This is a genomic window from Pseudomonas hydrolytica, from assembly GCF_021495345.1.
Lineage (GTDB): Bacteria > Pseudomonadota > Gammaproteobacteria > Pseudomonadales > Pseudomonadaceae > Aquipseudomonas > Aquipseudomonas hydrolytica.
Genome location: NZ_CP099397.1, coordinates 5,086,311 through 5,111,175 on the forward strand (window position 1 = coordinate 5,086,311; position 24,865 = coordinate 5,111,175).

A 24,865-nucleotide genomic window follows, 5' to 3' on the forward strand; every position below is an offset into this window, starting at 1 on the left:
TTAAACGGCCCTCAACGGCAGAGTCGTTGGAGCATGTCGCCCAAGGCGAGCCCCTCCTGCTCAGGTAAAAGGAGCTTGTTGATCAGCAACGGCTCGGCCAGCGGGGCGCCGAGAAACGCCTCGCCCCCATCGGCACGCGCCCCAACATAGGTCGGACTACCTAGGTCCTTTGCCGTGTCGGGCCGCCCGAGCACCTGATCGCTGTCCAGAACCGGCCGCCCGTTCCAGTAGAGCAGCAGGCGGGTCCTGGCCGGCCCGGGAAATGGAAAAGTGCTTGCAGATTTAACATGAGTACTGATCACCAGGCTGTCGCAGCGTCCGCCCGACTGCACTGGCTCACTGACCTGAAGCGTGCTGCCATGACGGACTTCAATTCGCCGATCGGGCAGCAACCGCACCCCCCAAACACCAGGCTGATCTAGCAGCGTTTGCGCCTCTTCGGCGAAACGCAGCTCTCGCAACGAAAGCCCCATGCTGTAACCACCGAATACCGGCGCCCTCTGGAAGTCCCTACCGGTCAATAACCCCGGCGAGCCCTTGGCCGCAGCCTGCCAGCGCAAAGGAACCGGCCGGACTTGCCACTCCCAATCGCGAATGATGGCGCCGGCCTGCGCCCCGCCGAACGCCGGCACCACTTGCTCCTCGGGTTTACGCCCATCAATCGCCGAGGTCACCGCGCCACTGTGCAGTTGCCCTAGGGGTTCGCGATAGAAGAATCGACTTTCGTTCAGCAGATGCGCGGAATAAGTCATTCCTAAAGTCCCGCCGCTGTCGCCCGCCCAGTAGAGAGCGTTGAAACTCGGAACGCTACCGCCTTCGAATAGCGGCCGCAAATCGCGCCCCGCCAAGCCTACCGGAGGCTTACCTCCGGCCATGGCTACCAATGTTGGAAACAAATCCATGAATACCGTCGGTTCGCGGATATCCAGATTCTCATAACGACCGGGCCAGCGCAGCAGAAGCGGTGTACGCACTCCCCCTTCGGTATATGTCGCCTTCTTACCGACCAGTGGATAATTGTTATCCATATCAATATTGGCGCCACCATTGTCGCTGGCGAAGATCACCACGGTATTTTTTGCCTGACCACTCTCCTCAAGCGCCGTCAGCAGTCGCGCGATGTTGTGATCCAGTTGGCTGAGAATGGCGAAGTACCGTCCTTCCGGTGTATCAGGAAACTGCTGACTGAAGGCCGGGTTCGGCTGGTAGGGCGTATGCGGCGAGAATAACCAGAGATTGATGAACCAAGGCGCTCCGCCCGCCCCAGCCTTTACCAGTTCGACGGCTTTGCCGGTAAGGATGTCGTCCAAGTAACCGTGGTGCTGAGTTGGTGCAGCTCCGTTGTCCTGTAGCCAGGGATCAATATGAGTAGGCTGCCGACGCAACGGGCGGCCATCGGGTCCAGGCCCCTGCAAGACGAAATGATTGAGCATGCCGAACCAATAGTCGAAACCCTGCTGGCCAGGCTGAATCTCTTGGTACTCCAGCGCCTCACCGAGATGCCATTTACCCACATGCAGGGTCTTGTATCCTAGAGATCGCAGAGCCTTGGGCAAGGTGACTAGATCGGGTGACAGCCCAAGGCCGTCTGCCTGGAAACCTACACTTACCGGGTGACGACCACTGATCAAGCTGGCTCGGCTGGGCGAGCACGTACTGTCCGTGTAATGGTGACGCATGCGCACTGCGCCTCGACTAAGCGCGTCCAGTGTTGGCGTAGGCGCCCTGCCGTCTCCCCAACTTGCTATATCGTTGTTACCCAGATCATCGACCATAACCAGCAAAATGTTCGGCTTTGCATCCGACTCCGCCGCATTGCCTGAGTAGGCCATACACAGCAGAATGCCGAGTAGCACGAGACGCAAGCGCGTACCGCGACCATAACGAAACAGAACTCTCATCTAAAAGGATCCCTGGCGAATGAATGGAGAACACTTTCCCAAGTTGTCAGGCAACGAGGTCATGCAACCGGAGTCTTCCGGATTGCTGATCAACTACGACGCGCTGAGCACGATAGCTGCCGAGTTGGGCGAAATATACCGTGCCAACGAGCCCTTTCCCCATATTGTCATCGACGACTTTTTGCCTGCCTCGACGCTGGCTCGCTTGCTTGCTGAATACCCACAGGATCAGAGCCTGCCAATCTGGAACGAGGCCACTCACAAGGACAAGCAAACCGGCGAGTACGTTCAGAAAGACAAACGCAACATTCGCAACCAACTGGCGATGCCGCCCAGCTATCGCCAATTGATCTGGGAGCTGAATTCACACTATTTTCTCGACTTCCTCGCCAGTATGACCGGTATCGACAACCTGATTCCCGATCCCAACTTGCGAGGTGCCGGCATCCACCAGATTGGTCGAGGCGGCTTTCTCAAAGTGCATGCAGACTTCGCCACCCATCGCGAGTTCGGCCTCGACAGACGGCTCAACTTCTTACTCTATTTGAACCCGAATTGGCCCGAGGAATACGGCGGGCATCTCGAACTCTGGGACTCGGACATGCAGGGGCCGCCAAAACGTGTTCTGCCGATACTCAATCGCTGTGTGGTGTTCAGCACCACAGCAACTTCCTACCATGGCCATCCCAAGCCTTTGAACTGCCCTGACGGCATTTATCGCAAGTCGCTGGCGCTCTATTACTACACCAACGGCCGGCCGACCGGAGAAGCAGAACCTGGCTTCGCTACGCTCTGGCAGGATGTTCCCGAAGCCTATCGCTGAACACCGCCAGGTGGGCTTTGAGTTTGAGAAAAGGCAGCTCGATCAACCTGTAGCAAAGTATCGCCCCCCCCCCACGACACGAGAAAGCTAACGACAACAGCCGCCAGCGTCTGCAACACGGGCAATGCGCCATCAGCGGACGCCACGAGCGGATACAGCAGATAGAATTGCACTGGCACGTGCACCAGATAGAGGGAGTAGGAAATAGACCCGAAGTGATTGAACAATGGGTTGATAAACAGACCCTTTACCCAATTGGCCAGTCCTAGACTGCAAAGCAACAAGCCGCCCCAAAGCACAGCCTCTACGTCGTGATAGAACGGCATAACCGTGAGTGCCAACTTCTGGCCTGTCATGCCGTACCAACGCATGAGCCAGAGTAGCGCCGCGAGCGATACCGCGGCCAGCAATGCCTGGCGCCGAGGGTAATCCAACAACCAAGAACAGCCTTGGCGCAAGTAGACCCAGCCGCATAATCCACCCACCAAAAAGGCTGGTCCACGCCCAAATATAGAGGACTGAATCCAATCATTGCGATGATCAACCAGCCACTGTGGTTGTAGAAAGAAATATATATGCAGAACCAGCCAAGACAGGCCAGCTACCACCACCAGCCAGCGTCCCACTCGATAGCGCAACCCCAGCATGATCCAAGGTAGCAGAATGTAAAACTGCAGTTCCGTGCACAATGACCACCACGGCACACTGAACGGAAACACCTCGAAGCCGACGGGTATGAATAGCAGCGCTTTGAATGCCGCAGTTTTACCAGTTATCCACCAGGCAACCAAAATCGCCAGATAATACAGCGGCACAACCCTCAGTATTCGTGCGGAATAAAACTTAACAACATCCACTCGCTCGCCACTGCCGGCTGCCAAAACAAAGGGCTGAACAAGCAGAAATCCACTTAGCACGAAGAACAACGTGACACCAGTGTTGCCTGCCGCCATTATCTGGATCCAAACTGGTGAACTCTCGAACGAGAAACGACCGCCCGTGCCGAGAATGCCGACATAGTGGAACAACACAACCAAGATAATGGCCCAGCCCCTCAGGGACTCTAACTGCGGCAGATAGCGCTGAGGGGAACGCAGTCCCGCAGGGGCTGAAGAGCTTTCCATCAGTCTTGCTTGGCCACCACAGCGGTATTCAATCGCTTGAGTTTGCGCATGTTCTCCAAGTGTTTGCTGGCATGAACGTAGAACGCGCGCATTTTCGCCGCCGTGTTGTCGCTACGATCGTCAAAAAGCAGCTTGAGCAGCTCAGAGTCCTGGCTCCGGTCCCCGCCAGCCTTGCGCAACACGCCCAAGCCAAAGCCATGATTGAAGGTGAACGTTTCATGCTGGCCACGGATCTCCTCCCAGAATTTCCATGCGCCAAAGTCCTGCAAGCGGGCTTGTACGTCGTGGAAGAGGATGATGCCGCCCGGTTTGACCTTGGGATACCAACTGGCGAAATCCTCGCTGACCGCCTCATAGGTGTGGAAGCCGTCGATGTGCAGCAGCTCGATGCTGTCTTCGTCGAAATGGCGCAGCGCGTCGTTGAAGAACATGCGCATCAGGTAGGAAAAGCCATGATAGTTCTGACGATTATGGTTGTTCACCGCAGTGAACACTGCCTCATCATATTTGTCGGTGTGCTCGTCACCTTCAAAGGTATCGACGGCATAGCACAGACCGTCGATTTCGTTCTCCTTCATGGACTGGCAGAAGGTGAAATAAGACAGTCCCTTATGTGTGCCGAGTTCGACCAACAGCTTCGGTCTAATGGCGGCCACTAGGTCATAACCGAACGGTAGGTGATCGACCCAGGTGCTGAACACCATATGTAAGGGCTCGAAATGACGGATCGACGGCGGCATGTACACATGGGTCATTCTTATAGTTCCTGCTCAGTGTCTAGATTGTTGTCGCGACCGGGTCGCGGCTGATACTGCGTCGCGCTTTCCGTTGCTACGGGACTCTATGTCATATCCAAAGCTAATTCCCTGCTGCGCTCCTTGCTGCGCTCATCGGCATACATGTCCTCGTTCCGCTCCGCGCAGCGTTGCACGCGATGCATGCCTCTCTCTACCGAATGCTTCAGATAACGCAGCGCGGAACCCGGTATCTTCCCCAACAGGATCGGCTCCACGGTCGGCGAACGGAACGACTCACCCAGCAATTCGGTAAGCTGCTCGCGCTGACGATTCAGAATCGTCTCGCGCTGTGCGACTTCCGAGGTAGTCACTCCACCGTGCAACTGATGGAAAGAACCTTCACCGGCCAACATGAACGAGCGGGTTCGCGGATGCATGGCCGCCTTACGATACAGATAGAGATTTAGTGCCCCACCCCCAGGCAGATCGAACCGCTCATCGGCCTGGCCGATATCGCGAAATACCTCAGAGTCCAAGAATAGGCAGTTGCACTCCATAAACGGATGAAAGATTCCGTTGGGGTTGGCGCCGCTGAGGCAAGAAATCTCGAACAGGCGATAGCCGTTGCGCTGCCAGTCGATGCCTTCCAGCAGGCGCTGCTCGTGTTCTTGGCTGTAGCCGCGGCTGAGGTGGAATTGCTGCTCGTGCTCACCGAGGTGATAGCCGGGTACCACTGCCATCGCCTCGGACGTTATTCGTCGCGCCATCAGCGCATACTGCACCACACCCGGCGTGACCATGCGTGCACCATCGATCATCAGACCGATGAATAGCCCCTGGGCCTGAGCAAAGGCAAAGTTGATCGCCGCTGCCGGGGAAACACCTGGCTCGTCACGCAGGAAGTAGCGAAAATTTCCCGGCAGGGCAGCTATCGCCTCGACGTCCATATTTCGCTGTGAGCGGTTCTCCACCACTATCACTTCGTAATCGTCGGCCAGGACACCCTGCTGATAACCTGGGCTCAGGCTGATCAAGGTATTGAGCGCCTGGCGCGGCATATCGTAGACGATCACGATGATCGACAGCAGCGGGCGACTCATTGTGGTTGCACCTTGTCCAGCGAATGGCGAATGAAGCGGTAGACGCTCGGGTGCGGGGAGCCAAACAGGATCGGCCGTACGCTGGGCGGCGCGCGATCATCGCCACGCAATGCGCGATCCTGATCGTCCAGCTGCTTGTAAATCACATCACGCTCGGCTTTGCGCGTGCCGGTGGTAACGCCCCCGTGAAACTGGTGGAAGGAGCCCTCGCCGAACAGCATGTAGAACGGCGTGTCTGGGTATTCCAGCAGGCGCTTGTAGAGGTCCAGGTTGGCGTTGCCGCCGCCGAAGTCGTTGTAGCGCGAATCCACTCCCCCCAGCGCCTTCCATTTCCGCACGGACATTGCAATGAAATTGCTTTCGTAATTACTCTGGAAAAAACCGCCCTGACAGGAGCCGCTGAGCACCGCGATGTCAAACAGGCGATAGCCGTCCTGCGGCCACTCGATGCTCCTGAGCAGCTCCGCTTCAGCCTCCTCGTCATAGCCTTCGTTGACCGCCACCTGCTGCAGCTTGTGGCCAATGTGGTATCCGGGGGCCGAAACGGCCGCCTCGGACTCTAGGCGGAAGGCGTCCAGCGCCAGTCTGACGACCCCAGGCGACAACATGCGCGCACCATCGATCATGATCGCAACGTGACTGCCACGGGCCTGGGCCGCACCAAAATTGATGGCATGTACCGGCGTGCGCTGAGTCTCCTGGCGGTGGAAGTAGCGAACGTTGCCGGCATAGCGCATCGCCCGCTCACGCCCTAGGAGCCTGTCCGAGTGGTTCTCGACCACTATCACCTCGTATTCGCGCTCCCGCACGCCATGCTGGTATTCAGGGCTCAACGAAAGGAGCGTTTTCTCAGCCTGATCCGGCATCCTGTACACGATCACGACGATCGAAAGCCGTGGCTTGCGGCGAAACAAGGCCATGTCCGTCCCTCACTCAGCGCGCATAAGCGCGCAATTGCTGATACATGGTCTGCAAAGCTTTCGGCAGCGGTTGCTCGAGCTGCTGGTGATGCTTGAGCTCCGCACTGAAGAAGCGCTCATCCTCAAGTGGCTGCAAGCCCAGTTCAAGCAGAACTTGATTGAGCTTGGTGTGCAAGGTCGCCTCGTCCTCATCGAAGCAGAGCAGAGGGAAGGGCTTCTGCCGGTACAACGCCAACAGACGCTCGTTGTAGGCCGCCCACAGGGCTAGGGCCTGCTCCTCCGGCATGCCGCCACGGGCTTGCAACGACTGCACTACGGCGGTGGGGTGGCGGAATATACCGACGAAACGCAGATCGGGAAGCAGCTCTCGCCACCCCTCTACCAACAACAGCGAGCGCGGGTCCTTGAAGCCCCAATGCGGGGCTCCTGCGAAATCGGCGATCAGGGCTTGCGCCCGAGCATACTCCTCGGAGGTCCATACGACGCTGCTCGTAGGGGGATTATCCCAAGCAAAACCGCGGGCGTTCAGCACGGCATCGTTGAACGCAACAATATCGAGGTTCTCCCGATTGCCCTTGAGGTTGTGCGGGTTCCAAGCACTGTACTTACCGAGTTCCAGCCCGGCCTGCTGCAGGGAACCGGTCAGGAAACTGGTTCCGCTGCGGTGCATTCCCACCACCATGACGGGGCAAGGCAAAGGTACAAGCGACGGCGTAACAACTCGTTCCGAGCGCGAAAAAATATTCCGAATGAACCGCATGTACGCCTCTTGTTCTAGATATAAGGCTGTTGATATGAAGCGGCGCCCGTCCGCAGGATGCTTGCGGGAGAGCGAGCACATTGTGTTTAAATGACCCAGCCTTTTCAATCTGGTAGCCAAAATCGATGAACTACGGAGAAATATTGCTGTACGGGGTATATAGCGACTTGCGCACCGAAATCGCGCGGCGCTTCCTCGGTTTCCTGTGGTGGATCATCGAGCCGGTCATGTATATGGCCGTGTTCTATGTGGTTTTCGGGCTCGCTCTGCGTCAGGGCGGCCCCGACTATGTGCCTTTCTTGCTGTGCGGAATGATCGCTTGGAAATGGTTCGATGGCTCGGTCCGCCAGGCCAGTCTGTCGATTCCAATGAACGCTGGGCTGGTTCAGCAGATCTATGTCCCCAAGGGCCTGTTCGCGTTGATACAGATCTTCAGCAATACCTTCAAGTTCACCATCGTGCTCCTGTTACTGCTCGGTTTCCTGCTGGCCATCGGCAAAAAGCCCAGCCTGCAGTGGCTGGGGCTGCTGCCGGTGATTTTGACCCAGCTACTGCTCATCGTCGCCTTTGGCCTGCTCTTGGCCGCGATAATCCCTTTCGCCCAGGACCTGAAGCTGGTGGTCGACAACCTGTTGATGTTGATGATGTTCATGTCCGGCATCTTTTTCAGCGCGGATCAGGTACCGGAGAACATGCGCAGCGCATTCGAGTACAACCCTATGGTGCTGCTGATCAGTGCCTATCGTGACATCCTGCTGCACGCCCAATGGCCACACTGGCAGTCGCTCGGCTATTGCGCAGCGCTGTCGCTGCCTATCCTGGTGGTGGCGCTGCTGATACTGGCACGCAACGAACGCCGCTACCCCAAACTGCTGTACTGAGACCGCGCATGAACGAGCAGGTAATTCTCGAGGCCCGCAATGTCGGGCTGTCTTATCGTCAGCGCACCGGCGTCCTGCGCTACAACCATTTTTGGGCATTGGATGATGTCAGTTTTACGCTCAATGCCGGCGAAACACTCGGTGTGATCGGTGCCAACGGAGCAGGCAAGAGTACGCTGCTGCGCATGATCGCAGGTATCACCGAACCCGATAGAGGCAAGCTCTGGCGCCAGCCCGGCCTGAGCGCCAGTCTGCTGGCGCTGAGCGTCGGCTTCAAACCCGAGCTATCGGGACGCGAGAACGTAGTCATCGGCGGCCTGTTGCTGGGGCTGCCCCTCAAGCGCATCCGCGCGCTCATGGATGAAATACACAGCTTCAGCGAACTCGGCGCATTCTTCGAGCGCCCGGTGGGTACCTACTCCACCGGCATGCGCGCCCGCCTGGGTTTTGCCGTGGCCATCCACGCCGATCCGGACATCATGCTGATCGACGAAGTGCTAGGCGTGGGCGATGAGAGCTTCAAGCTCAAGTCCCACCAGGCTATGCGCGAGAAGATTCGCGCCAAGAAGACCGTAGTGCTGGTCTCCCACAGCATGGAGGCGATTCAATCGCTCTGTGATCGGGTGCTATGGCTTCATGAAGGTCGCAGCCTATGCTGCGGCCCCACGGACGAGGTCATCAGCGGCTATCTGGAGACCATTCGCATTGCCGTGAAAATGGAACAAGCCAAGGAGCGGGCAGCCAAACACCAGGCGGTAGCCTGAGCGCGCCCCTACAACCGAATTCGACAAAAACAAAAGGGCCGATAAACGGCCTTGGTTGAGGTTTATATGAGTGTTGATCTGACGAAGGTAATCGTCGTCCTCGGCATGCATCGGAGCGGGACTAGCGTCATAACCCGAGCGCTGGAGGTACTGGGTGTAGAGCTCGGCGACAACCTGATGCCCGCCGCCGAAAACAACAATGAGAAGGGCTTTTTCGAAGACCTGGATATACACCGTTTCAACACCCGCTTGCTGGCGGAATTGGGCACCGCTTGGGACCGGCTCGGCGACATCGCCCCTGCCCTCATGCTGGCTCCGGGGTTAGAGGCGTGGCGCAAGGAGGCTCGGCAAATCCTGCACGACAAGCTTTCCGGCACAGCTCTGTTCGCCTTCAAAGACCCCCAAACTTGCCTATTGCTGCCCTTCTGGCAAACGGTATTGGCCGAACTATCAATCGAGCCCTACTACCTCATCTGCCTGCGTGACCCCCTGAGCGTTGCCGCCTCGCTGCAAAAGCGTGACGGCATGGCCTCTATGCGCTCACAGCTGCTTTGGGCCCAGTATCAATTGTCCGCCTTGAGATACAGCGAGAGTACGCGCCGGATACTGGTCGATTATGACGCACTCATGGACCAGCCTGTCCAACAGCTGGCGCGAATCGCCGAGGCGTTCAAGCTCACCTTACCCGCAGCCGATGCGCCGCGGATGACAGAATTTGCGCACGACTTTCTCAGCCAGGGACTTCGCCACGCACAACACAATGCCGATCAGTTGGCCAATCGCGAGCAGGTGTTGCAGCCCGTCGCCAACCTCTATCAACTGATGCGCCAGATCGCCGCTGATCGCCTAGATTTTCTCGACGACAGCGTAACCCGAAGCTGCGTCGATCTGACTGCCGCTTTAGGCGAACTGAAACCGCTCAGCCGAGCTTTCGACGAAACCGACCATGAGCGCCAACAGTTGCTCCGCCGTCATGCCATTGAGCAGGAACAATTAGGCACCCGGCATGATGAAATGACCCTTCGTCTCAGCGAAGAGCTGGATCGGCTACGCACCCAGCTCGCCACGGCCACAACCGAGTGCGGCACCGCCTGGCATATGCATGCTCAGGCGGTGCAAGATCGCCACGAACTGGCTAGCGAGCTGAGCAACTGCCTCTTGCGCCAGGATGAGCTGCGCGCCGAACTCGCACGGGTCTATGCCAGCCGTTCCTGGCGACTAATGCGGCCATTCCGGGGCTTGCGGCGCCACCATCGCAATCCGGCCCTGCTGTTACGCAGCGTACTGTCGGAAAGCGCCCGCGGCTTGTGGCGACTCATTCCTCTATCCGTCTCCCAGAAACAGGCAATCAAGCAAAGGCTGTTCACTCACGCAGCCCCGCTGTTCAGCAAAACCCAAGCCTACCGTGACTGGCTATGGAGTCAGGAGCAGGAGTTACAGCCTGCGCCCTCCTCCGTCGGCCGGTTGAAATGGCTCAATGAACCGATACTGGCAGTTCCTCGCCTAGCCTCGGAGACCCCGGCTGCAACCCCGGTCAAGCTGATTGCCTTCTATTTGCCACAGTTTCATCCGATTCCAGAAAACGATGCTTGGTGGGGAGAGGGCTTCACCGAGTGGACCAATGTTCGCCCGGCCCTACCTCAGTATGAGGGACATTATCAGCCACATGTGCCCGGCGACCTCGGCTACTATGACCTGCTAGATGGACAGACACAGCAGCGCCAAGTCGAACTCGCCAAGCTGTACGGCCTAGGCGGCTTCTGCTTTTACTTCTATTGGTTCGGCGGCAAGCGTCTACTAGAGGCGCCTATCGAGCGCTATCTCGCGGACGAAAGTCTCGATCTGCCGTTCTGCCTGTGCTGGGCCAACGAGAACTGGAGCCGTCGTTGGGACGGCCTCGACAACGAGATTCTCATTGGACAGAACCACAGTGCTGAGGATGACTTGGCGTTTATCGCCTATATAGCGCGCTACATGCGTGACCCTCGCTATATCCGCGTCAATGGCAGGCCGATGCTACTGGTCTACCGCCCTAGCGAACTCCCGGATGCGAAGGCCACCGCATCGCGCTGGCGTACCTGGTGCAGGGAAAATGGAATCGGTGAGATCTACCTTGCCTACACTCAGTCCTTCGATAACGTAGCGCCCTCACGATTCGGCTTCGATGCCGCTATCGAATTCCCTCCGAATGCCACACAACCACCGCCGGTTACCGACCGCGTCCGATCCTTACAGGAAGATTTCCGCGGACAGGTCTTTGACTGGAGCATCTACCTCAAGCGCAGTGGTCAGTACAGCAAGCCTGCCTATAAGCTGTTCCGAGGCGTTTGCCCCTCATGGGACAACACGGCACGTCGCCGCAATCGCGGCACCTCGTTCGTCAACAGTTCGCCACGCGGTTATCAGCAATGGCTGCTCAATGCCATGCGCGATACGCTGGCGCGCGAATCCAATCCTGATGAGCGTTTGGTGTTCATCAATGCCTGGAACGAATGGGCCGAAGGGGCCCATCTGGAGCCAGATCAGCGTCATGGCTATGGGTTTCTCGAGGCCACGCGCATGGCTAGCCTACGCGCCAGCCTGCCCCAACCGCCCGTATTCCAGCGCGGCGAGCGTCTGGCTGTGGTAATACACGCTTATTATCCGGACGTTCTGCGCGACATCCTTGCTTATTTGCAACAAATCGAAGGGGTTGCCTTGCAGCTGTATCTGTCCTGCCCCACAGATAAAGCACGCATAACCAGAGGTCTCTTGGCAGGCAGCCGCCACCCATGGCATTTGGAGGAAGTTATCAATCGAGGGCGTGACGTACTGCCTTTCATAAAGCTGCTGCCACGCATCATCGCCGACGGCCATAACCTGCTGCTGAAAGTTCACACCAAGAAGTCCCCACACAGGGACGATGGGGAAACCTGGCGGCGGGATCTCTACGACAAGCTGCTGACCAAAAACGCCATGCGTCAAGCGCTGGATCATTTCTCTCGAGCGCCGATTACCGGCATTCTCGGTCCTGCCGGGCACCTGGTTCCGATGAGCTTCTATTGGGGCTCAAACGCACGCCGCGTCGAGGGACTTGCCTGCCGCCTCGGAGTAGAGCCCGACGACCTCGGCGCACTCAACTTCGTCGCGGGCACGATGTTCTTCGCTCAGACCCGCGCTTTCCTACCATTGCTCAACCTTGCGCTGGAAGAGGACAGTTTCGAAGAGGAAGCGGGGCAGGTCGACGGCACATTGGCTCATGCCTTGGAGCGCGCCTTCAGTGTTAGCGCCAAAGCGGCAGGGCTGGAAGTAAGTAGCAGCGAAAGCAGTGTAGCGAATCGGTCCTACGCCTTCGCCAAAACGACGCCGTGTCCTTCATAAGCGGTAAGCGGCGCACGATTGCCACATCCTTAAACAGCGCTCTCTCCATCCCCAAAAGAGGAAGCAGTATGTATAACGAGGCCATTCAGGAAGCGAGCACGGCCCGAGAGCGCTCTTCGGTTGTACCCAGCCCAACCATTCCGAAGGTTGCGATCCTGCTCGCCTGTTACAACGGCGAGCGTTTTTTAGCCGAACAGTTGCAGTCGATTATTCAACAAAGCCACGATAACTGGATGATAGTGGCGTCGGATGATGGCTCTTGCGACGGCACCCTTACTCTGTTGCTGCGCTATCAACAGCAACTCGGCGAACACCGACTAAGGGTGATAGCGGGACCGCGGCGCGGCTTCGTAGCCAACTTCATGTCGTTGGTCAGTACCCCCTTTATTCGTGCAGAGTACTTCGCTTTCTGCGACCAAGATGACATTTGGCATATTGATCATTTATCCAAAGCGATAGCGTGGATGCAATCCGCCGATCCGTCTGTCCCGGCGTTGCACTGTGGGCGGACTCGCCTGATACGGGAGGATGGACAACCTTTTGGGGTTTCGCCTCTTTTCCCTCGAGCGCCATCATTCAAGAACGCCTTGGTGCAAAGCATCGCCGGTGGTAACACCATGGTGTTCAACCACAGCGCTAAGCAATTACTGGAGCGCACCGCCAGTTTGCCTGTCGTCTCTCATGACTGGTGGGCCTATCTCTTGGTCAGCGGTACCGGAGGTCGGGTTCATTACAGTGCGAGCCCATCTGTAGACTACCGCCAGCACGGAGGCAACCTGGTTGGCTCAAACTCCAGCCTCAAGGACCGATTGCATCGCATTCGTCGGATGTTCGCCGGACATTTTCAGAGTTGGAACGAGACCAACATTGAATCGTTGCATCACTGTCGGGAAATGCTTAGCGAAGAAAGCTTACGTCGTTTGCAAGCATTCGCCAGAGCCCGACGCTCTCCATTGCCATTGCGACTGTGGCGTATCAGCCGTTCCGGGGTGTATCGACAGACCGTCCCAGGTAATCTGGGACTGTTACTGGCCGCCTTACTCGGCAAGCTCTGACCTTTTCAGGAACCAGCCATGAATCAACTTCACACTGCGAGTAATCTTGTCTGGCAGTCGCCTCAGACCACCCCTGAACATCGTCGCGATCTACTGAAACAGTATCCGGTCACGCTGTGGATGACAGGTTTGAGTGGAGCAGGGAAATCTACCTTGGCCTTTGCTTTGGAAAAACGCCTGATCAGCCAAGGGCATGCCTGTTTCGTACTGGACGGTGACAATGTGCGTCACGGGCTTAACCGTGACCTAGATTTCTCGCCTCATGCCCGCACGGAGAATATCCGACGCGTCGCGGAGGTCGCCAAACTTATGAATAGCGCGGGCCTGATCGTTATCAGCTCGTTCATTTCACCCTACCGCGAAGATCGTGGTGCAGCCCGCGACATAATAGGCAACGAAGCATTCCTTGAAATACATATCAGTACTGCCTTACAGGACTGCGAACGGCGAGATCCGAAAGGCCTCTACCAGAAAGCACGAGCAGGCCTGATAAGCGATTTCACAGGAATATCGGCGCCTTATGAACCTCCGCTGACCCCTGCTCTAAGCATCGACACCTCCTCTTCAACAGTCGATTCCTGCATTGAACGCATGCTGAAGCTCGTAGAACCTTTCCTCATTCGAGATAACGAGAGCAGGTGCGGCGGGTCATAAACCTGATCAAAAGGTCAGCCTCACCAAGCATATCAATTCAAACTGTACCGCCGAGAATTACGTAACAGACACCTTCCAGCCAGTTGAAAATCTCGATATTCGCGGTTGCACCCAGTATTTTCACTTATGACCGGTACAGTTATGTCGATTCCTGACCGAACAGTTACAAAGCAACCTATCTAATAGCACAACAATTTCATCCAGCTGTGACTACTGAGTCGTTGCTTCGCTCGGGATAATTTGCCCATCGAAAGCAAACACCAGCCCCGCCACAAGCGGAAGGATGACCACCATGGAACGTACCCTCAGTTCCGCCCTGCTCCAAACTCATAGTGCCGCCAGCGACAAGGCTGCCTGGCCGCTCCGCGTGATCGCCACCCTCAGCCTGTGGCAGCGCCGCATCGTCAGCCGCCGTCAACTGGCTCGACTAGATGCGCGCCTGCTGGCCGACGCCGGCATCACCGAAAACCAGCGCTACACCGAGCTGCAGAAGCCGTTCTGGCGCTGATTCACCGCTTTGCTCCCTCCCAAGTTGGGACCTTCTGAAAGCTCCACCGTCTCTGCTGCGGTGGGGCTTTCGTTTTATCTGCAACAGTCATCGCCCTGGCGAGCAGTACAGTTGCCGATAACCGTGCACTGACCCCACGCAATTCCCTCCGATTGCATCTGCCCCCGCGGATGACACCTGCATGATCATGAGCTGCCCTTCCCTGCGTCACGACGGGAGCACGCCATGGAACGCACTCGCGAACACCGCTCGGCCACCGATATCGTCTCGGCCCTCGACTGGCTGAACCTCTATTCACTGTTTAAGTGCTGGCAACGCAACCTGCAGACGCGCCGTCACCTGGCTCGCCTGGATGCACAGCAGTTGAGCGATATCGGCATCAGCGGCAGCCAACGCGACGCGGAACTGGCCAAGCCCTTCTGGCGCTGAGCCAGCAATGGTTGCGAGCATGCCGTTGGGCTAAGCTCCCGCGGCAGGTGGGCTGATCCGCCTGCCTCTTTCCGGAGCTCGATTTCATGTACTGCAAATCCCTGAGTGCGGCCATTTTGACGCTGGGCCTGGCCACCGCTGCCTGTGCCAGCAGCTTCGTCGCCACGACCGATACCCTGCTTGGCGCAGTGGCGGCCACGGCCGAAGCCAGCTCGGATGCCACCAGCTCCCTACGCGATAGCAAGGTGGTTCGTGCCGCCCGCGATGATGCCGCCAGCTTCGTGGCCAGCGGCGGTGTGCTTCGCGGTGCACGCCTGGAGGCGGCGCTGGTACACCTGCGCAGCCGTGTGCCCGAGCTGGCGAACGTCGGCGACCTGCAACTGGCCGAGGCCATTCTGAGTCGCTGATTCGGCCGATCTGTGAGCCGTGCAGACGCAGCTCACCCCCGAACGCTTTAAAGGCGTGAATCTGGAGGCAGCCCTGCGGCATCTGCGCCTTCACTACCCAGGCAAAGCCGACGACGAACTCGCCCAGGCCATCCTCGCCTGGGAGGAAACCTGAGCGACTGCGGCTTGGTCCGCCCAGCGGATTCCGCTAGCCTTAGCGGCCGTCGATGCAGCCGCCCGGCATTCGGGAACCGGCCAGCATCCGCTTCGTCCAAGCCTCCATCCGCAGTTCTTCGGAGTCACGCCATGCGTCGTTCACTCATCACCCTCGCCACCGCCTGCGCCCTGTTCAGCGGCATCGCTCAGGCGCAAACCGTGGTCGCCACCAGCAACATCGTGGTGCGCGCCCTGGATCGCAGCATCAACTTCACCTCCGATACCACCACGTCGCTGCGCGACATGAAGGTGGTGACCCAGGCCCGTGACGATGCGGCCAGCTTCGTCGCCAGCGCCGGCGCCATCCGCGGGGCGCAACTGGAAGCGGCCCTGCAGGCCATCCGTCAGCAGGTGCCTGCGGCGCAGAGCGCCAGCGATCTGCAACTGGCCGAAGCCATTCTCGCCCTGTGATTCGCCTTGCCGCCTGGTGTTGCGCCGCGCTGCTGGCCCTAGTCGCAGGCGGCGCCCAGGCGCAGCTGCGTCTGAGCCTGGATGGGCAGACGCTGACGTCTGCCGAGCGCCGGGCAAGCCAGGAGCTACTGGACGAGGCCATGGCGGCGCTGCCGCCGCGCTTCGTCGAACAGCTGGATGTCGAGGTGCGAGTCCGCTGGCGAAGCGGCCTGCCGCCTGCGGTGTACGGCCAGGTGGGCCGTCTGAGCGGCATCGAGCTGAATGCCGGGCTGCTGCCGGCGCTGGTCGACGGCTCGGCGGCGGAGAACCGCACCGGCCGGCCGCACGGAACCCAGCGCCGGGAGCTGCTCGCCACCCTGATCCACGAGCTGACCCACCTCTACGACCGCGCCCGCCTGTGGCCGGCCGCCCAACGCAGGCAGATCGGCCAGTGTCGGCAGCGTGCCGGGTCCACCGGCCAGATCGGCCTGCCGGACGAATGCCGCGGTCAGACCGAACGCCGCTTCACCCTCAGCGACGACCCGCGCCTGCTCGATCTCGCCGGCTGGCCGCAACGGGTCGGCCGGCGTGGCGCGCGTGACCTGAGCAACGGCCAGGTGGCGCGCAGCCCGGATCATTACGAGCTGAGCAGCCCGCTGGAATTCGTCGCGGTCAACCTCGAGTACTTCCTGCTCGACCCCGCCTACGCCTGCCGCCGCCCCTCGCTGGCGCGCTACTTCCGCGAACATTTCGACTGGGCTCCGGCGAGCGAGCCCTGCGCGGACGGCCACGCCTACCTCAATGCCGGGCGCGACTTCGCCCGCCAGCCGCTGGAGCGCATCGACCCCGAGCGGGTCTACGAGGTCGACTACCTGCTGGCCGAGGCCAACGATGCCTGGATGAGCCGCTGGGGCCACAGCATGCTGCGCCTGGTGGTCTGCGCGCCGGGCCGGCCGCGCGGGCCCGACTGCCGTCTGGATCTCGACCAGCACCTGGTGCTGTCCTACCGCGCGTTCGTTGGCGATCTGCAGTTGTCGAGCTGGGACGGCCTGACCGGCGTCTACCCGTCACGCCTGTTCGTCCTGCCGCTGGAGCAGGTGATAGACGAATACACCAAGGTCGAGCTGCGCAGCCTGGCCTCGGTTCCCATCAGGCTGAGCCGCGACGAGCTGGAAGGCCTGGTCACCCGCGCCGTCGAACAGCACTGGAGCTATGACGGCGACTACTACTTCATCTCCAACAACTGCGCGGTGGAGACCCTCAAGCTGCTGCGCAGCGGCACCGCTCACCCCCAGCTGCAGGCGCTCGACAGCATCCTGCCCAACGGCCTGCTGGAGCTGCTGACCGCGCGCGGCCTGGCCGACACCTCGGTGCTGGACGACCCGCGCGAGGCCCTGCGCCTGGGCTACCGCTTCGATTCCTTTCGCGAACGCTATCAGGCGATGTTCGGTGTGCTGCGTGAGCGCCTGCCGATCCCGCAGGAGAATGTCGAAGCCTGGCTGGAACAGTCCGCGCAGGATCGCCGCCAGTGGTTCACCCAGGCCGACCTGCGCGCCAGCGCGGCTCTGCTGCTGCTCGAGCAGGCCGCCCTGCGCCGGCAACTGTTGCTGGCGCAGGATGAGCTCAAGCGCCGCTACCTGACCGGCCGCGCCGCCGGTGATCCCAGCCTGAACAAGGCCGGTGCGGCGCTGGAGCAGATCCTTGCCGGCAGCGGCTTTCTCAGCCGGCCGGCCGAGCTGCTCGAGGGCGGCTATGGGCTGCCGCAGCGAGCCGAATGGGAACGCCTGGAGGCCAGCAGCCGCGAGCGTCAGCAGCAGCTGCGGCAGCTCAGCGACGAGCTCGATGGCGAGGTGCGCAACCTGCTGCTGCCCGAGCGCCTGGCCGAGCTGGAAGCCAACGAGTCCAATCTGCTCGCCCTGGGCGAGCACCTGCGCGCGCTGCACAAGGCCGGCGGCGGGCTGGAACTGCCCTAGGTTAGCCAGTTCCAGTAGCCCGGATTGCATCCGGCTACGAGCCTGGCGAACGCCGGTGCGCACGGCGCACCCTACGACTCCTCGCGCTCCTGCGGCAGTTGCGGATCGACCGTCAGCCAGGGCAGCCGGCTGTCTACCCAGATATGCCGATTTGCGGGTGCCTGCTCCGGCTCGTCCAGGGTGGCCACGGTCACGTCCAGCGTATCCGGGCTGAGCTGCGTGAACAGCGCCAGGTGCGCGCCGCAGTCGCCACAGAAATAACGCGTGCAACTGGCTGACGAGGCGAACGCCCGTGGCGTGCCGCGCAGCCAATGGAACGCCTGACGCGGTACCGTGACCCAGGTGGTGAGGATGCCGCCGCTGCTGCACCGACAGATCGAACAATGGCAGTGGGCGATGTCCTGCAGTGGCGCCTCGATCCGATAGCGCAGTGCGCCGCACTGGCAGCCGCCTTCATGAGTCCCGTTCATTCCGCCTCCGCCTTGCATTGCCAAGCGCCGCTGACCAAGATAGCCGCTCACCACCACCGGGGGTTCCCGTGATCGATCTGCTGCTGGCCCTGTGGCCGCTGTTCGCCATGATAGTTGCCGGCTACTGGCTGCGTTTGCGCAACTTCCCCAGCGAGGCGTTCTGGCCCGGCGCCGAGCGCCTGAACTATTTCATCCTGTTCCCCGCCCTGCTGTTCTCCAGCCTGGCGCAGGCACCGTTGAGCAATCCGGCGCTGCCGCGCCTGGGCCTGGCCGTGCTGCTCGGCCTCGGCATCGCCTGGCTCGCCCTGCTTGTCGTGCGGCGCCTGCGCGGTTGGCCGGCCGGGCGCTTCGGCGCCTTCACCCAGGGCATTCTGCGCTTCAACACCTACCTCGGTCTGGCCGCGGTCGGCAGCCTGTTCGGCCAGGAAGGCCTGACGCTCGCCGCCCTGATGCTGGCCCTGATGGTGCCGACGGTGAACGTGCTGTCGGTCTGGTCGCTGACCGCCGAGCGCGGCGTCAGTGCACGCAGCCTGCTGCTGCCGATCATCAAGAACCCCTTGATCCTCGCCTGCCTCGGCGGCGCGCTGTTCAACCTGACCGGTATCGGCCTGCCCGGCGGCACCGACCGCCTGCTCAGCCTGCTCGCCGCGGCCAGCCTGCCGCTGGGTCTGCTCTGCGTCGGCGCGGCGCTCAAGCCCGAGCAACTGGGCGGGGAAATTCCCGCCCTGGGCTGGAACACGGCCCTGCGCCTGCTGGCCATGCCGCTGCTGGCCTGGGCCGTGGCCTGGGCGCTGGCACTGCCGGCCATGGAAAGCGCCGTGCTGGTACTGTTCTTCGCCCTGCCCACCGCGCCCACCGCCTATGTGCTGACCCGCCAATTGGGCGGCGACAGCCAGCTGATGGCCGGCATCATCACCCTGCAGACGCTGCTGGCGGCGGGAAGTCTGGTCGCGATCATGGGGCTGCTGGCCTGAGGCCGCTGCACGCCACGCAGCGCCCCGCCGCCGCTACTCCAGGTTGCTTTCGATCAACCGCTGATACTCGCCACGCGCCTTGAGCGCGGCAAGGCCGCGGTCGAAGCGGGCGATCAGCTCCGCGGCGCGCGGGTGCCGCCTGGAGACGATGAAATGCAGGGTGTTGTTGCCCAGCGTCGTCTAGCGGTGAAACTGGCCGGCCTCGGCACCGATCGCGCGCAGAGCACTCTCGCCCAGGCCACGATCGGCGAGAAACAGATCGTCCCGCTGCAGCAACAAGAGTTGCGCGCACTCCTTGAGCCCGAGCGGCGAATGGCGCTGAAGCACCCCTGCCTCGATCAGTTCCTGGATCGCCTGGGGCGGCTGCCAACCGAGCGGGTAGCACAGGCGGCGTCCCGCCAGGCCCGGCAGATCGCCGATTTCGATGCGGTCCTCGGTGCGGCTGAACAAATGCTGCTCGGTGACGTACAGCGGCGCCGAGTAGAGAAAGTCCGCCTCGCGCTGTGGCGAGCGCACGTAGGGGAAGGTGCCGTCGTATTCGCCGCGTCTGGTCTTGAGGTAGCCTCGATTCCACGGCAGCCATTCCAGCGTGCTGCCCAGGCCCTGCTCGGCAAGCGCCGCGCGCACCACCTGCGTGAGCATGCCCTGCCCGGGCAGCGCCTTACCGGTGAATGGCGCATAGTCGTCCCCGTCACCAGCCGCAGGGCCTCGCCCTGCGCCGTCGCGCAGCACAGCAGGCTCAGCAGCAGTGCCGTCCAATGCCTCACCCTGTTTCTCCCATCTTCGGCGCTCGATTGCCTTCGTGTCATTGACTCTTGCCCTCCCTGGCGAGGCTGTCCAGCCCGCCAAGAAAAAAGGCGACCGTCCGACTCAGGATCTTGATACAGAACAATCGAATGACCAGGACGCCGACTATCCTTGCTGCAACACCAACGACGACGCCGGAACGATGAACGATACGCCAACAGACGAACGCCCCGACGTTCTGCCCTATCTGCAGCTGATGCATCAGCAAGGCGGCTCGGACCTGTTCTTCAGCGTCGGCGCGCCGCCGCACATGAAGGTCGAAGGTCATAGCCAAGCGGTTGGCCAGCGCGTGCTCAAGGCCGGCGAGGTGCAGCAACTGGCCTATCAGTTGATGAGCCAGAAGCAGATCGCCGAGTTCGAGCACGACCTGGAGATGAACCTCGCCGTCAGCCTGCAGGGTGCCGGGCGCTATCGGGTCAACGTCTATTACCAGCGCGGCGAAGTGGCCATGGTGGTGCGGCTGATCAAGAGCCAGATCCCCGACTTCGCGGCGCTCGGCCTGCCCAGGCTGCTGGAAAAGCTGTCGATGCAGGACCGTGGCCTGATCCTGGTCACCGGCGCCGCCGGCTCGGGCAAGTCCACCACCCTGGCGGCCATGCTGGATTTTCGCAACCGCCACAAGAGTGGGCATATCGTCTGCATCGAGGACCCCATCGAGTTCCTCCACAGCCACCAGCGCTCGATCATCGACCAGCGCGAGGTGGGTCTGGATACCCACAGCTTCGCCGACGCCCTGCGCAACGTGCTGCGCGAGGCACCGGACGTGATCATGCTCGGCGAGATCCGCGACGCCGCCACCATGCAGCACGCCCTGCACTATGCCGAGACCGGCCATCTGTGCCTGGCCACGCTGCATGCCACCAGCAGCAGCCATGCGGCCGAGCGCATCGCGCGCTTCTTTCCCGACGAGGCGCGCAAGCAGGTGCTGGCCGACCTGGCGCACAACCTGCTGGCGGTGATCGGTCAGCGCTTGGTGCCGGGCCTGGCGCAGAAGCGTGTGGCGGCGGTGGAGCTGATGCTCGGCACGCCCTATATCCGCGACCTGATCCAGCGCGACGAGCTCGAGCAGTTGCGCGAAGCCACCGCGCGCGCCGCCGAGCAGGGTCTGCAGACCTTCGATCAGCACCTGTTCGCCCTGCTCGAAGCCGGCCGCATCGGTCTGGCCGAGGCGCTCAAGTATGCCGACTCGCGCACCGACCTCAGCCTCAAGTTCAAGCTCGAGCGCGGCTTCGCGGCCGACGACGCCGAACTCAAGGTATTGCGCGACGGCTGACTGGCGCAAAGCCGATTTCCGGCCGATGCTAAGTACAGGTCGGATAAAACATTTCTCGCCGGCCGGCTGTGCTAGCTGCGCGCGCTCCGCACGGATCGCCAGCGGGCTCGCAAGGGGGAGCCGCCTATGCTGACCCTGCTCCATCTGCTGTCAGCCATCGCCCTGCTGGTGTGGGGCACCCATATCGTGCGTACCGGCATCCTGCGGGTGTACGGCTCGCACCTGCGCAAGGTCCTCAGCCACAACGTCGGCCGCCAGCCCCTGGCCTTTCTCGCCGGCATCGGCGTCACCGCGCTGGTGCAGAGCAGCAACGCCACCGCGCTGCTGGTCACCTCCTTCGTCGCCCAGGGCCTGATGGCACTGGCGCCAGGGCTGGCGATCATGCTCGGCGCCGATGTCGGCACCGCGCTGATGGCGCGGGTGCTGACCCTCAACCTGAGCTGGCTCAGCCCGCTGCTGATCTTTCTCGGGGTGATCTTCTTCCTCTCGCGGCGGCAGACCCGTGCCGGGCAGCTCGGTCGCGTGGCCATCGGCCTGGGCCTGATGCTGCTGGCGCTGGAGCTGATCGTCGCCGCCGCCACGCCGATCACCGAGGCGCGCGGCATCCGCGTGCTGTTCGCCTCGCTGACCGGTGACCTGCTGCTCGACGCCCTGGTCGGCGCGCTGTTCGCCCTGCTCACCTACTCCAGCCTGGCCGCCGTGCTGCTCACCGCGACCCTGGCCGGCGCCGGGCTGATCAGCCTGCCAGTGGCCATCGGTCTGGTGATCGGCGCCAACATCGGCAGCGGCCTGCTGGCCTTTCTCACCAGCAGCCTGCAGAACCCCGCCGGCCGTCGCGTGGCGCTGGGCAGCCTGATCTACAAGCTGATCGGCCTGCTGCTGGTGCTACCAGTGCTACAGCCGCTGGCCAACTGGCTGGACGGCCTGGACTGGCGCCCGGCCGAGCTGGTGATCTTCTTCCACCTGCTCTACAACGGCTTGCGCGCCCTGCTGATGCTGCCCACAGTGGGCTGGATGGCGCGCTTCTGCAACTGGCTGATGCCGGACCGCGCCGAGGACGGCGGCATCGCCCGGCCGCGCCATCTCGACCCGACGGCGCTGGCCACGCCAAGCCTGGCACTGGCCAATGCGGTGCGCGAAACCCTGCGCGTCGGCGACCTCATCGAGGCCATGCTCGGCCACCTGCTGCCGGTGCTGGAGCACAACCAGCCGGCGGCGAGCAAGGAGCTGCGCCTGCTCAATGACGACGTCGCCAGCCTGTGCCGGGCGGTCAAGCTGTACCTGGCGCAGATCCCGCGCGAGGCGATGAGCGAACACGAGAGCCGGCGCTGGGCCGAGGTGCTCGAGCTGGCGGTGAACCTGGAGCAGGCCGGCGAGCTGATCGAACGCATGCTCGGCAAGATCCAGAACGAGAAGACCGCGCAGCGCCGCGCCTTCTCCGACAAGGGGCTGGAGGAGCTGACCAGCCTGCACGGACAGCTGATGGCCAACCTGCGCCTGGGTCTGAACGTGTTCCTCAGCGCCGATCACGCCAGCGCCAGCCAGCTGTTGCGCGAGAAGCGCCGCTTCCGCGCCCAGGAGCGGCGCCTGGCCCATGCGCATATCGGCCGTCTGCAGCGTCAAGTCGTGCAGAGCATCGAGACCAGCTCGCTGCACCTGGAACTGATCGCCGACATGAAGCGCCTCAACTCGCTGTTCTGCTCCAGCGCCTACGTGGTGCTGGAGGGCCAGGAAACCGGCGCCCTGCAGCTGGACGGCGGCGAATAGTTCAGTCGGCGGTCGCGTTGCCGCGCGTTGCCGGCTCCACCCCGCGCCAGGCGTACCAGGCGAAGAACAGCGCCATCAGCAGATAGCCGTGGACGAAGTCCGGCGCCGCGTACCAGGCCAGCTTCGGTGCATGCATCAGGCCGACGAAGGCCATCGCCGCAGCCACCAGGGCGAAGGTGGTGGCCTGGCGGAACTGACGATCGATCACCGCCGCACACATGGCGCCCAGCAGGATGGCGCTGAACATGGCGCCCTGGCCGAGGGCGCCGATGGCCGTGGAGATGCCCTGCATCACCTCCGGCGCACCGCGATTGAAGCGGGTCATCAGGTAGTTGGCGAAGTACGGCAGCATGGCCAGTGCCACGGCCGGGTAGTAGCGCGCCTGGTTGCTGTTGAAGGCGGTGGCGATCATCGACATGCCGACGAATACCAGGATCGGCGCCACCACCGAAACCGGGATCAGCGCGGCGATGAAGGCGATCAGGCCGAACATGGTGGCGATGCCGTAGACCGCGCCGTTGAGCAGGCTGTAGCCGCGCCCGGCGCCCATCCATTTCGAGCCCACGGTGGCGATGTACACCGTGGTCGGGAACACGCCACCGAACAGCGCGCCGAGCAGGGTGCCGAAGCCGTCCACCGCCTGGCATTCACGCACGCTGTAGCTGTCACCGGCGGCGCTCATGGCCTCGACGTTGTTCATGGTCTCGATGGCGTTGTACAGGGTGATCGGCAGGATCACCGTCATCAGCGCCAGCATGGTGGTGAACAGCAGGCCCAGGCCTTCGTACCAGGCCAGGTTGGGCAGCAGCGGATAGAAACCCAGGTGGGTGAAGGCGTCGCTGAACTTGCCGCTGTCGGCGGCGCCGATCAGATAGGCCAGCGCCGTGCCGACGACGATAGCGAACAGCGAGGCCGGCAGGCGAAACGGCATGCTGATGCGCGCCACCAGGCCGACGATGGTGATGGCCAGCACCAGCAGGCCGATCATGGGGATTTCCAGGGTCTTGAACAGCATCTCGCCGGCAATGAAGGTCAGCGCCACGCCGGCTACCGCGCCGAGCATGGCCGGGCGCGGCAGGTGCTTCTGCACCCAGCCGCCGATCAGGCTGATGGCGGCCTCGATGGCGCCGCTGATCAGGCAGGCGGCCACGGCCACCTTCCACGCCAGTTCGGCATCGCCGGTAAGGTTCTTCGCCGGCAGCAGCACGCCGAACAGGAACACGAACATCACCGGCGTGCTGATGCCATAGGACAGCGCGGTGACGTCGGCGCGGTTCTCGCGGCGGGCCAGGCGCGCGGCGCTCCAGGCGTAGTAGAAGTTGCCGGCCATCACCGCCACCGCCGCACCGGGCAGCACCTGGCCGAACACGATCTCGGCGGGAAAGCCCATGCCCAGCATGCTGATGGCGATGATCACGAAGTTGGCGATGTTGTTCTGGAACAGGGCGAAGAAGGCGTCGGTGTCTTCCTTCTTGTACCAGGGGTAATGCACGCGCGGCGTCGACATGACTGGCTGGAGTCCTTGTTGTCCGATTGGTCAGGCCGGCGATTCTAGCAGGCTGCAGGGCAACAGCCTGGCGCTGCACCATAAAC

General features: G+C 61.6%; 24 protein-coding genes. 15 read left to right on the plus strand and 9 right to left on the minus strand.

What is annotated here, in order from left to right; all coding sequences use genetic code 11:
- Positions 1 to 11: 11 nt before the first annotated feature.
- Complete coding sequence (locus L1F06_RS23955) at positions 12 to 1,901, minus strand: sulfatase family protein (protein ID WP_129483761.1); 1,890 nt, start codon at positions 1,899 to 1,901, stop codon at positions 12 to 14.
- A 19-nt stretch (positions 1,902 to 1,920) separates the two neighbouring features.
- On the opposite strand from L1F06_RS23955, the gene L1F06_RS23960 reads away from it, so the two are divergent.
- Positions 1,921 to 2,724 (plus strand): 2OG-Fe(II) oxygenase, encoded by an 804-nt coding sequence (locus L1F06_RS23960; RefSeq protein WP_080589449.1) that lies wholly within the window; start codon positions 1,921 to 1,923, stop codon positions 2,722 to 2,724.
- Here the strand turns inward: L1F06_RS23960 and L1F06_RS23965 are convergent.
- From L1F06_RS23965 to L1F06_RS23985, 5 genes are all read right to left on the minus strand, one after another.
- Positions 2,715 to 3,848, minus strand: a complete 1,134-nt coding sequence (locus L1F06_RS23965) for an acyltransferase family protein (protein ID WP_129483762.1) — start codon at positions 3,846 to 3,848, stop codon at positions 2,715 to 2,717. The two genes, L1F06_RS23960 and L1F06_RS23965, sit on opposite strands and share 10 nt — an antisense overlap.
- Positions 3,848 to 4,603, minus strand: coding sequence for a class I SAM-dependent methyltransferase (locus L1F06_RS23970; protein WP_129483763.1), 756 nt, complete (start codon positions 4,601 to 4,603; stop codon positions 3,848 to 3,850). Before L1F06_RS23970 ends, L1F06_RS23965 begins: the two co-directional genes overlap by 1 nt.
- Positions 4,604 to 4,689: 86 nt before the next feature.
- Positions 4,690 to 5,685 (minus strand): glycosyltransferase, encoded by a 996-nt coding sequence (locus L1F06_RS23975; protein WP_129483764.1) that lies wholly within the window; start codon positions 5,683 to 5,685, stop codon positions 4,690 to 4,692.
- A complete protein-coding gene (locus L1F06_RS23980; protein WP_129483765.1) occupies positions 5,682 to 6,605 on the minus strand; it encodes a glycosyltransferase family 2 protein in 924 nt (307 codons plus the stop codon). Before L1F06_RS23980 ends, L1F06_RS23975 begins: the two co-directional genes overlap by 4 nt.
- A 13-nt stretch (positions 6,606 to 6,618) precedes the next feature.
- Entirely contained in the window at positions 6,619 to 7,275 is a 657-nt protein-coding gene (locus L1F06_RS23985; RefSeq protein ID WP_232531478.1) for a sulfotransferase family protein, read from the minus strand.
- Positions 7,276 to 7,490: 215 nt separating this feature from the next.
- Here L1F06_RS23985 and L1F06_RS23990 point away from each other — a divergent pair, with 215 nt between their 5' ends.
- The 11 genes from L1F06_RS23990 to L1F06_RS24040 all read left to right on the plus strand — a co-directional run bounded on the left by L1F06_RS23990 (position 7,491) and on the right by L1F06_RS24040 (position 17,981).
- Positions 7,491 to 8,246 (plus strand): ABC transporter permease, encoded by a 756-nt coding sequence (locus L1F06_RS23990; protein WP_051002206.1) that lies wholly within the window; start codon positions 7,491 to 7,493, stop codon positions 8,244 to 8,246.
- An 8-nt stretch (positions 8,247 to 8,254) separates the two neighbouring features.
- The gene (locus L1F06_RS23995; RefSeq protein WP_003241079.1) at positions 8,255 to 9,010 is read left to right on the plus strand and encodes an ABC transporter ATP-binding protein; all 756 of its coding nucleotides are present in this window, start codon (positions 8,255 to 8,257) and stop codon (positions 9,008 to 9,010) included.
- 66 nt (positions 9,011 to 9,076) lie between these two features.
- Positions 9,077 to 12,370, plus strand: a complete 3,294-nt coding sequence (locus L1F06_RS24000; protein WP_129483766.1) for a glycoside hydrolase family 99-like domain-containing protein — start codon at positions 9,077 to 9,079, stop codon at positions 12,368 to 12,370.
- 68 nt (positions 12,371 to 12,438) lie between these two features.
- Positions 12,439 to 13,425, plus strand: a complete 987-nt coding sequence (locus L1F06_RS24005) for a glycosyltransferase family 2 protein (protein WP_129483767.1) — start codon at positions 12,439 to 12,441, stop codon at positions 13,423 to 13,425.
- 18 nt (positions 13,426 to 13,443) lie between these two features.
- Positions 13,444 to 14,079 (plus strand): adenylyl-sulfate kinase, encoded by a 636-nt coding sequence (gene cysC / locus L1F06_RS24010; protein ID WP_129483768.1) that lies wholly within the window; start codon positions 13,444 to 13,446, stop codon positions 14,077 to 14,079.
- Positions 14,080 to 14,371: 292 nt separating this feature from the next.
- Complete coding sequence (locus L1F06_RS24015; protein WP_003241087.1) at positions 14,372 to 14,587, plus strand: DUF1127 domain-containing protein; 216 nt, start codon at positions 14,372 to 14,374, stop codon at positions 14,585 to 14,587.
- A gap of 225 nt (positions 14,588 to 14,812) precedes the next feature.
- The gene (locus tag L1F06_RS24020) at positions 14,813 to 15,016 is read left to right on the plus strand and encodes a DUF1127 domain-containing protein (RefSeq protein WP_129483769.1); all 204 of its coding nucleotides are present in this window, start codon (positions 14,813 to 14,815) and stop codon (positions 15,014 to 15,016) included.
- A gap of 86 nt (positions 15,017 to 15,102) precedes the next feature.
- The gene (locus L1F06_RS24025) at positions 15,103 to 15,423 is read left to right on the plus strand and encodes a DUF2388 domain-containing protein (RefSeq protein ID WP_003241091.1); all 321 of its coding nucleotides are present in this window, start codon (positions 15,103 to 15,105) and stop codon (positions 15,421 to 15,423) included.
- Positions 15,424 to 15,442: 19 nt separating this feature from the next.
- The gene (locus tag L1F06_RS24030) at positions 15,443 to 15,577 is read left to right on the plus strand and encodes a DUF2388 domain-containing protein (RefSeq protein ID WP_129483770.1); all 135 of its coding nucleotides are present in this window, start codon (positions 15,443 to 15,445) and stop codon (positions 15,575 to 15,577) included.
- Positions 15,578 to 15,708: 131 nt separating this feature from the next.
- On the plus strand, positions 15,709 to 16,029 hold the full coding sequence (locus tag L1F06_RS24035) for a DUF2388 domain-containing protein (protein WP_003241095.1): 321 nt from the start codon (positions 15,709 to 15,711) through the stop codon (positions 16,027 to 16,029).
- The gene (locus tag L1F06_RS24040; protein ID WP_129483771.1) at positions 16,026 to 17,981 is read left to right on the plus strand and encodes a DUF7844 domain-containing protein; all 1,956 of its coding nucleotides are present in this window, start codon (positions 16,026 to 16,028) and stop codon (positions 17,979 to 17,981) included. Before L1F06_RS24035 ends, L1F06_RS24040 begins: the two co-directional genes overlap by 4 nt.
- A gap of 71 nt (positions 17,982 to 18,052) precedes the next feature.
- Here the strand turns inward: L1F06_RS24040 and L1F06_RS24045 are convergent, their stop codons facing one another.
- Complete coding sequence (locus L1F06_RS24045) at positions 18,053 to 18,451, minus strand: GFA family protein (protein ID WP_129483772.1); 399 nt, start codon at positions 18,449 to 18,451, stop codon at positions 18,053 to 18,055.
- A gap of 68 nt (positions 18,452 to 18,519) precedes the next feature.
- Here L1F06_RS24045 and L1F06_RS24050 point away from each other — a divergent pair, with 68 nt between their 5' ends.
- Positions 18,520 to 19,425, plus strand: a complete 906-nt coding sequence (locus tag L1F06_RS24050; RefSeq protein WP_129483773.1) for an AEC family transporter — start codon at positions 18,520 to 18,522, stop codon at positions 19,423 to 19,425.
- 180 nt (positions 19,426 to 19,605) lie between these two features.
- On the opposite strand, the gene L1F06_RS24055 is transcribed toward L1F06_RS24050, so the two are convergent.
- Complete coding sequence (locus L1F06_RS24055) at positions 19,606 to 20,184, minus strand: substrate-binding periplasmic protein (protein ID WP_252576701.1); 579 nt, start codon at positions 20,182 to 20,184, stop codon at positions 19,606 to 19,608.
- A 190-nt stretch (positions 20,185 to 20,374) separates the two neighbouring features.
- Between L1F06_RS24055 and L1F06_RS24060 the strand changes: the two genes are divergently transcribed.
- Together L1F06_RS24060 and L1F06_RS24065 are read left to right on the plus strand one after the other, a co-directional pair.
- Positions 20,375 to 21,505, plus strand: a complete 1,131-nt coding sequence (locus L1F06_RS24060) for a PilT/PilU family type 4a pilus ATPase (protein ID WP_129483774.1) — start codon at positions 20,375 to 20,377, stop codon at positions 21,503 to 21,505.
- A gap of 126 nt (positions 21,506 to 21,631) precedes the next feature.
- Positions 21,632 to 23,272 carry a Na/Pi cotransporter family protein gene (locus tag L1F06_RS24065; RefSeq protein WP_096825205.1) on the plus strand — a complete coding sequence of 547 codons (1,641 nt, stop codon included), beginning with the start codon at positions 21,632 to 21,634 and terminating at the stop codon, positions 23,270 to 23,272.
- A gap of 1 nt (position 23,273) precedes the next feature.
- On the opposite strand, the gene L1F06_RS24070 is transcribed toward L1F06_RS24065, so the two are convergent.
- Positions 23,274 to 24,779, minus strand: a complete 1,506-nt coding sequence (locus tag L1F06_RS24070; protein ID WP_003241103.1) for a hypothetical protein — start codon at positions 24,777 to 24,779, stop codon at positions 23,274 to 23,276.
- Positions 24,780 to 24,865: the final 86 nt, after the last annotated feature.

What these genes read in the sequence shown, in the direction of transcription:
- L1F06_RS23955 (WP_129483761.1), bottom strand. Translation starts at nt 1,901, where the DNA reads ATGAGAGTTCTGTTTCGTTATGGTCGCGGTACGCGCTTGCGTCTCGTG.
- L1F06_RS23960 (WP_080589449.1), top strand. Translation starts at nt 1,921, where the DNA reads ATGAATGGAGAACACTTTCCCAAGTTGTCAGGCAACGAGGTCATGCAA.
- L1F06_RS23965 (WP_129483762.1), bottom strand. Translation starts at nt 3,848, where the DNA reads ATGGAAAGCTCTTCAGCCCCTGCGGGACTGCGTTCCCCTCAGCGCTAT.
- L1F06_RS23970 (WP_129483763.1), bottom strand. Translation starts at nt 4,603, where the DNA reads ATGACCCATGTGTACATGCCGCCGTCGATCCGTCATTTCGAGCCCTTA.
- L1F06_RS23975 (WP_129483764.1), bottom strand. Translation starts at nt 5,685, where the DNA reads ATGAGTCGCCCGCTGCTGTCGATCATCGTGATCGTCTACGATATGCCG.
- L1F06_RS23980 (WP_129483765.1), bottom strand. Translation starts at nt 6,605, where the DNA reads ATGGCCTTGTTTCGCCGCAAGCCACGGCTTTCGATCGTCGTGATCGTG.
- L1F06_RS23985 (WP_232531478.1), bottom strand. Translation starts at nt 7,275, where the DNA reads ATGCACCGCAGCGGAACCAGTTTCCTGACCGGTTCCCTGCAGCAGGCC.
- L1F06_RS23990 (WP_051002206.1), top strand. Translation starts at nt 7,491, where the DNA reads ATGAACTACGGAGAAATATTGCTGTACGGGGTATATAGCGACTTGCGC.
- L1F06_RS23995 (WP_003241079.1), top strand. Translation starts at nt 8,255, where the DNA reads ATGAACGAGCAGGTAATTCTCGAGGCCCGCAATGTCGGGCTGTCTTAT.
- L1F06_RS24000 (WP_129483766.1), top strand. Translation starts at nt 9,077, where the DNA reads ATGAGTGTTGATCTGACGAAGGTAATCGTCGTCCTCGGCATGCATCGG.
- L1F06_RS24005 (WP_129483767.1), top strand. Translation starts at nt 12,439, where the DNA reads ATGTATAACGAGGCCATTCAGGAAGCGAGCACGGCCCGAGAGCGCTCT.
- cysC (WP_129483768.1), top strand. Translation starts at nt 13,444, where the DNA reads ATGAATCAACTTCACACTGCGAGTAATCTTGTCTGGCAGTCGCCTCAG.
- L1F06_RS24015 (WP_003241087.1), top strand. Translation starts at nt 14,372, where the DNA reads ATGGAACGTACCCTCAGTTCCGCCCTGCTCCAAACTCATAGTGCCGCC.
- L1F06_RS24020 (WP_129483769.1), top strand. Translation starts at nt 14,813, where the DNA reads ATGGAACGCACTCGCGAACACCGCTCGGCCACCGATATCGTCTCGGCC.
- L1F06_RS24025 (WP_003241091.1), top strand. Translation starts at nt 15,103, where the DNA reads ATGTACTGCAAATCCCTGAGTGCGGCCATTTTGACGCTGGGCCTGGCC.
- L1F06_RS24035 (WP_003241095.1), top strand. Translation starts at nt 15,709, where the DNA reads ATGCGTCGTTCACTCATCACCCTCGCCACCGCCTGCGCCCTGTTCAGC.
- L1F06_RS24045 (WP_129483772.1), bottom strand. Translation starts at nt 18,451, where the DNA reads ATGAACGGGACTCATGAAGGCGGCTGCCAGTGCGGCGCACTGCGCTAT.
- L1F06_RS24060 (WP_129483774.1), top strand. Translation starts at nt 20,375, where the DNA reads ATGAACGATACGCCAACAGACGAACGCCCCGACGTTCTGCCCTATCTG.
- L1F06_RS24065 (WP_096825205.1), top strand. Translation starts at nt 21,632, where the DNA reads ATGCTGACCCTGCTCCATCTGCTGTCAGCCATCGCCCTGCTGGTGTGG.
- L1F06_RS24070 (WP_003241103.1), bottom strand. Translation starts at nt 24,779, where the DNA reads ATGTCGACGCCGCGCGTGCATTACCCCTGGTACAAGAAGGAAGACACC.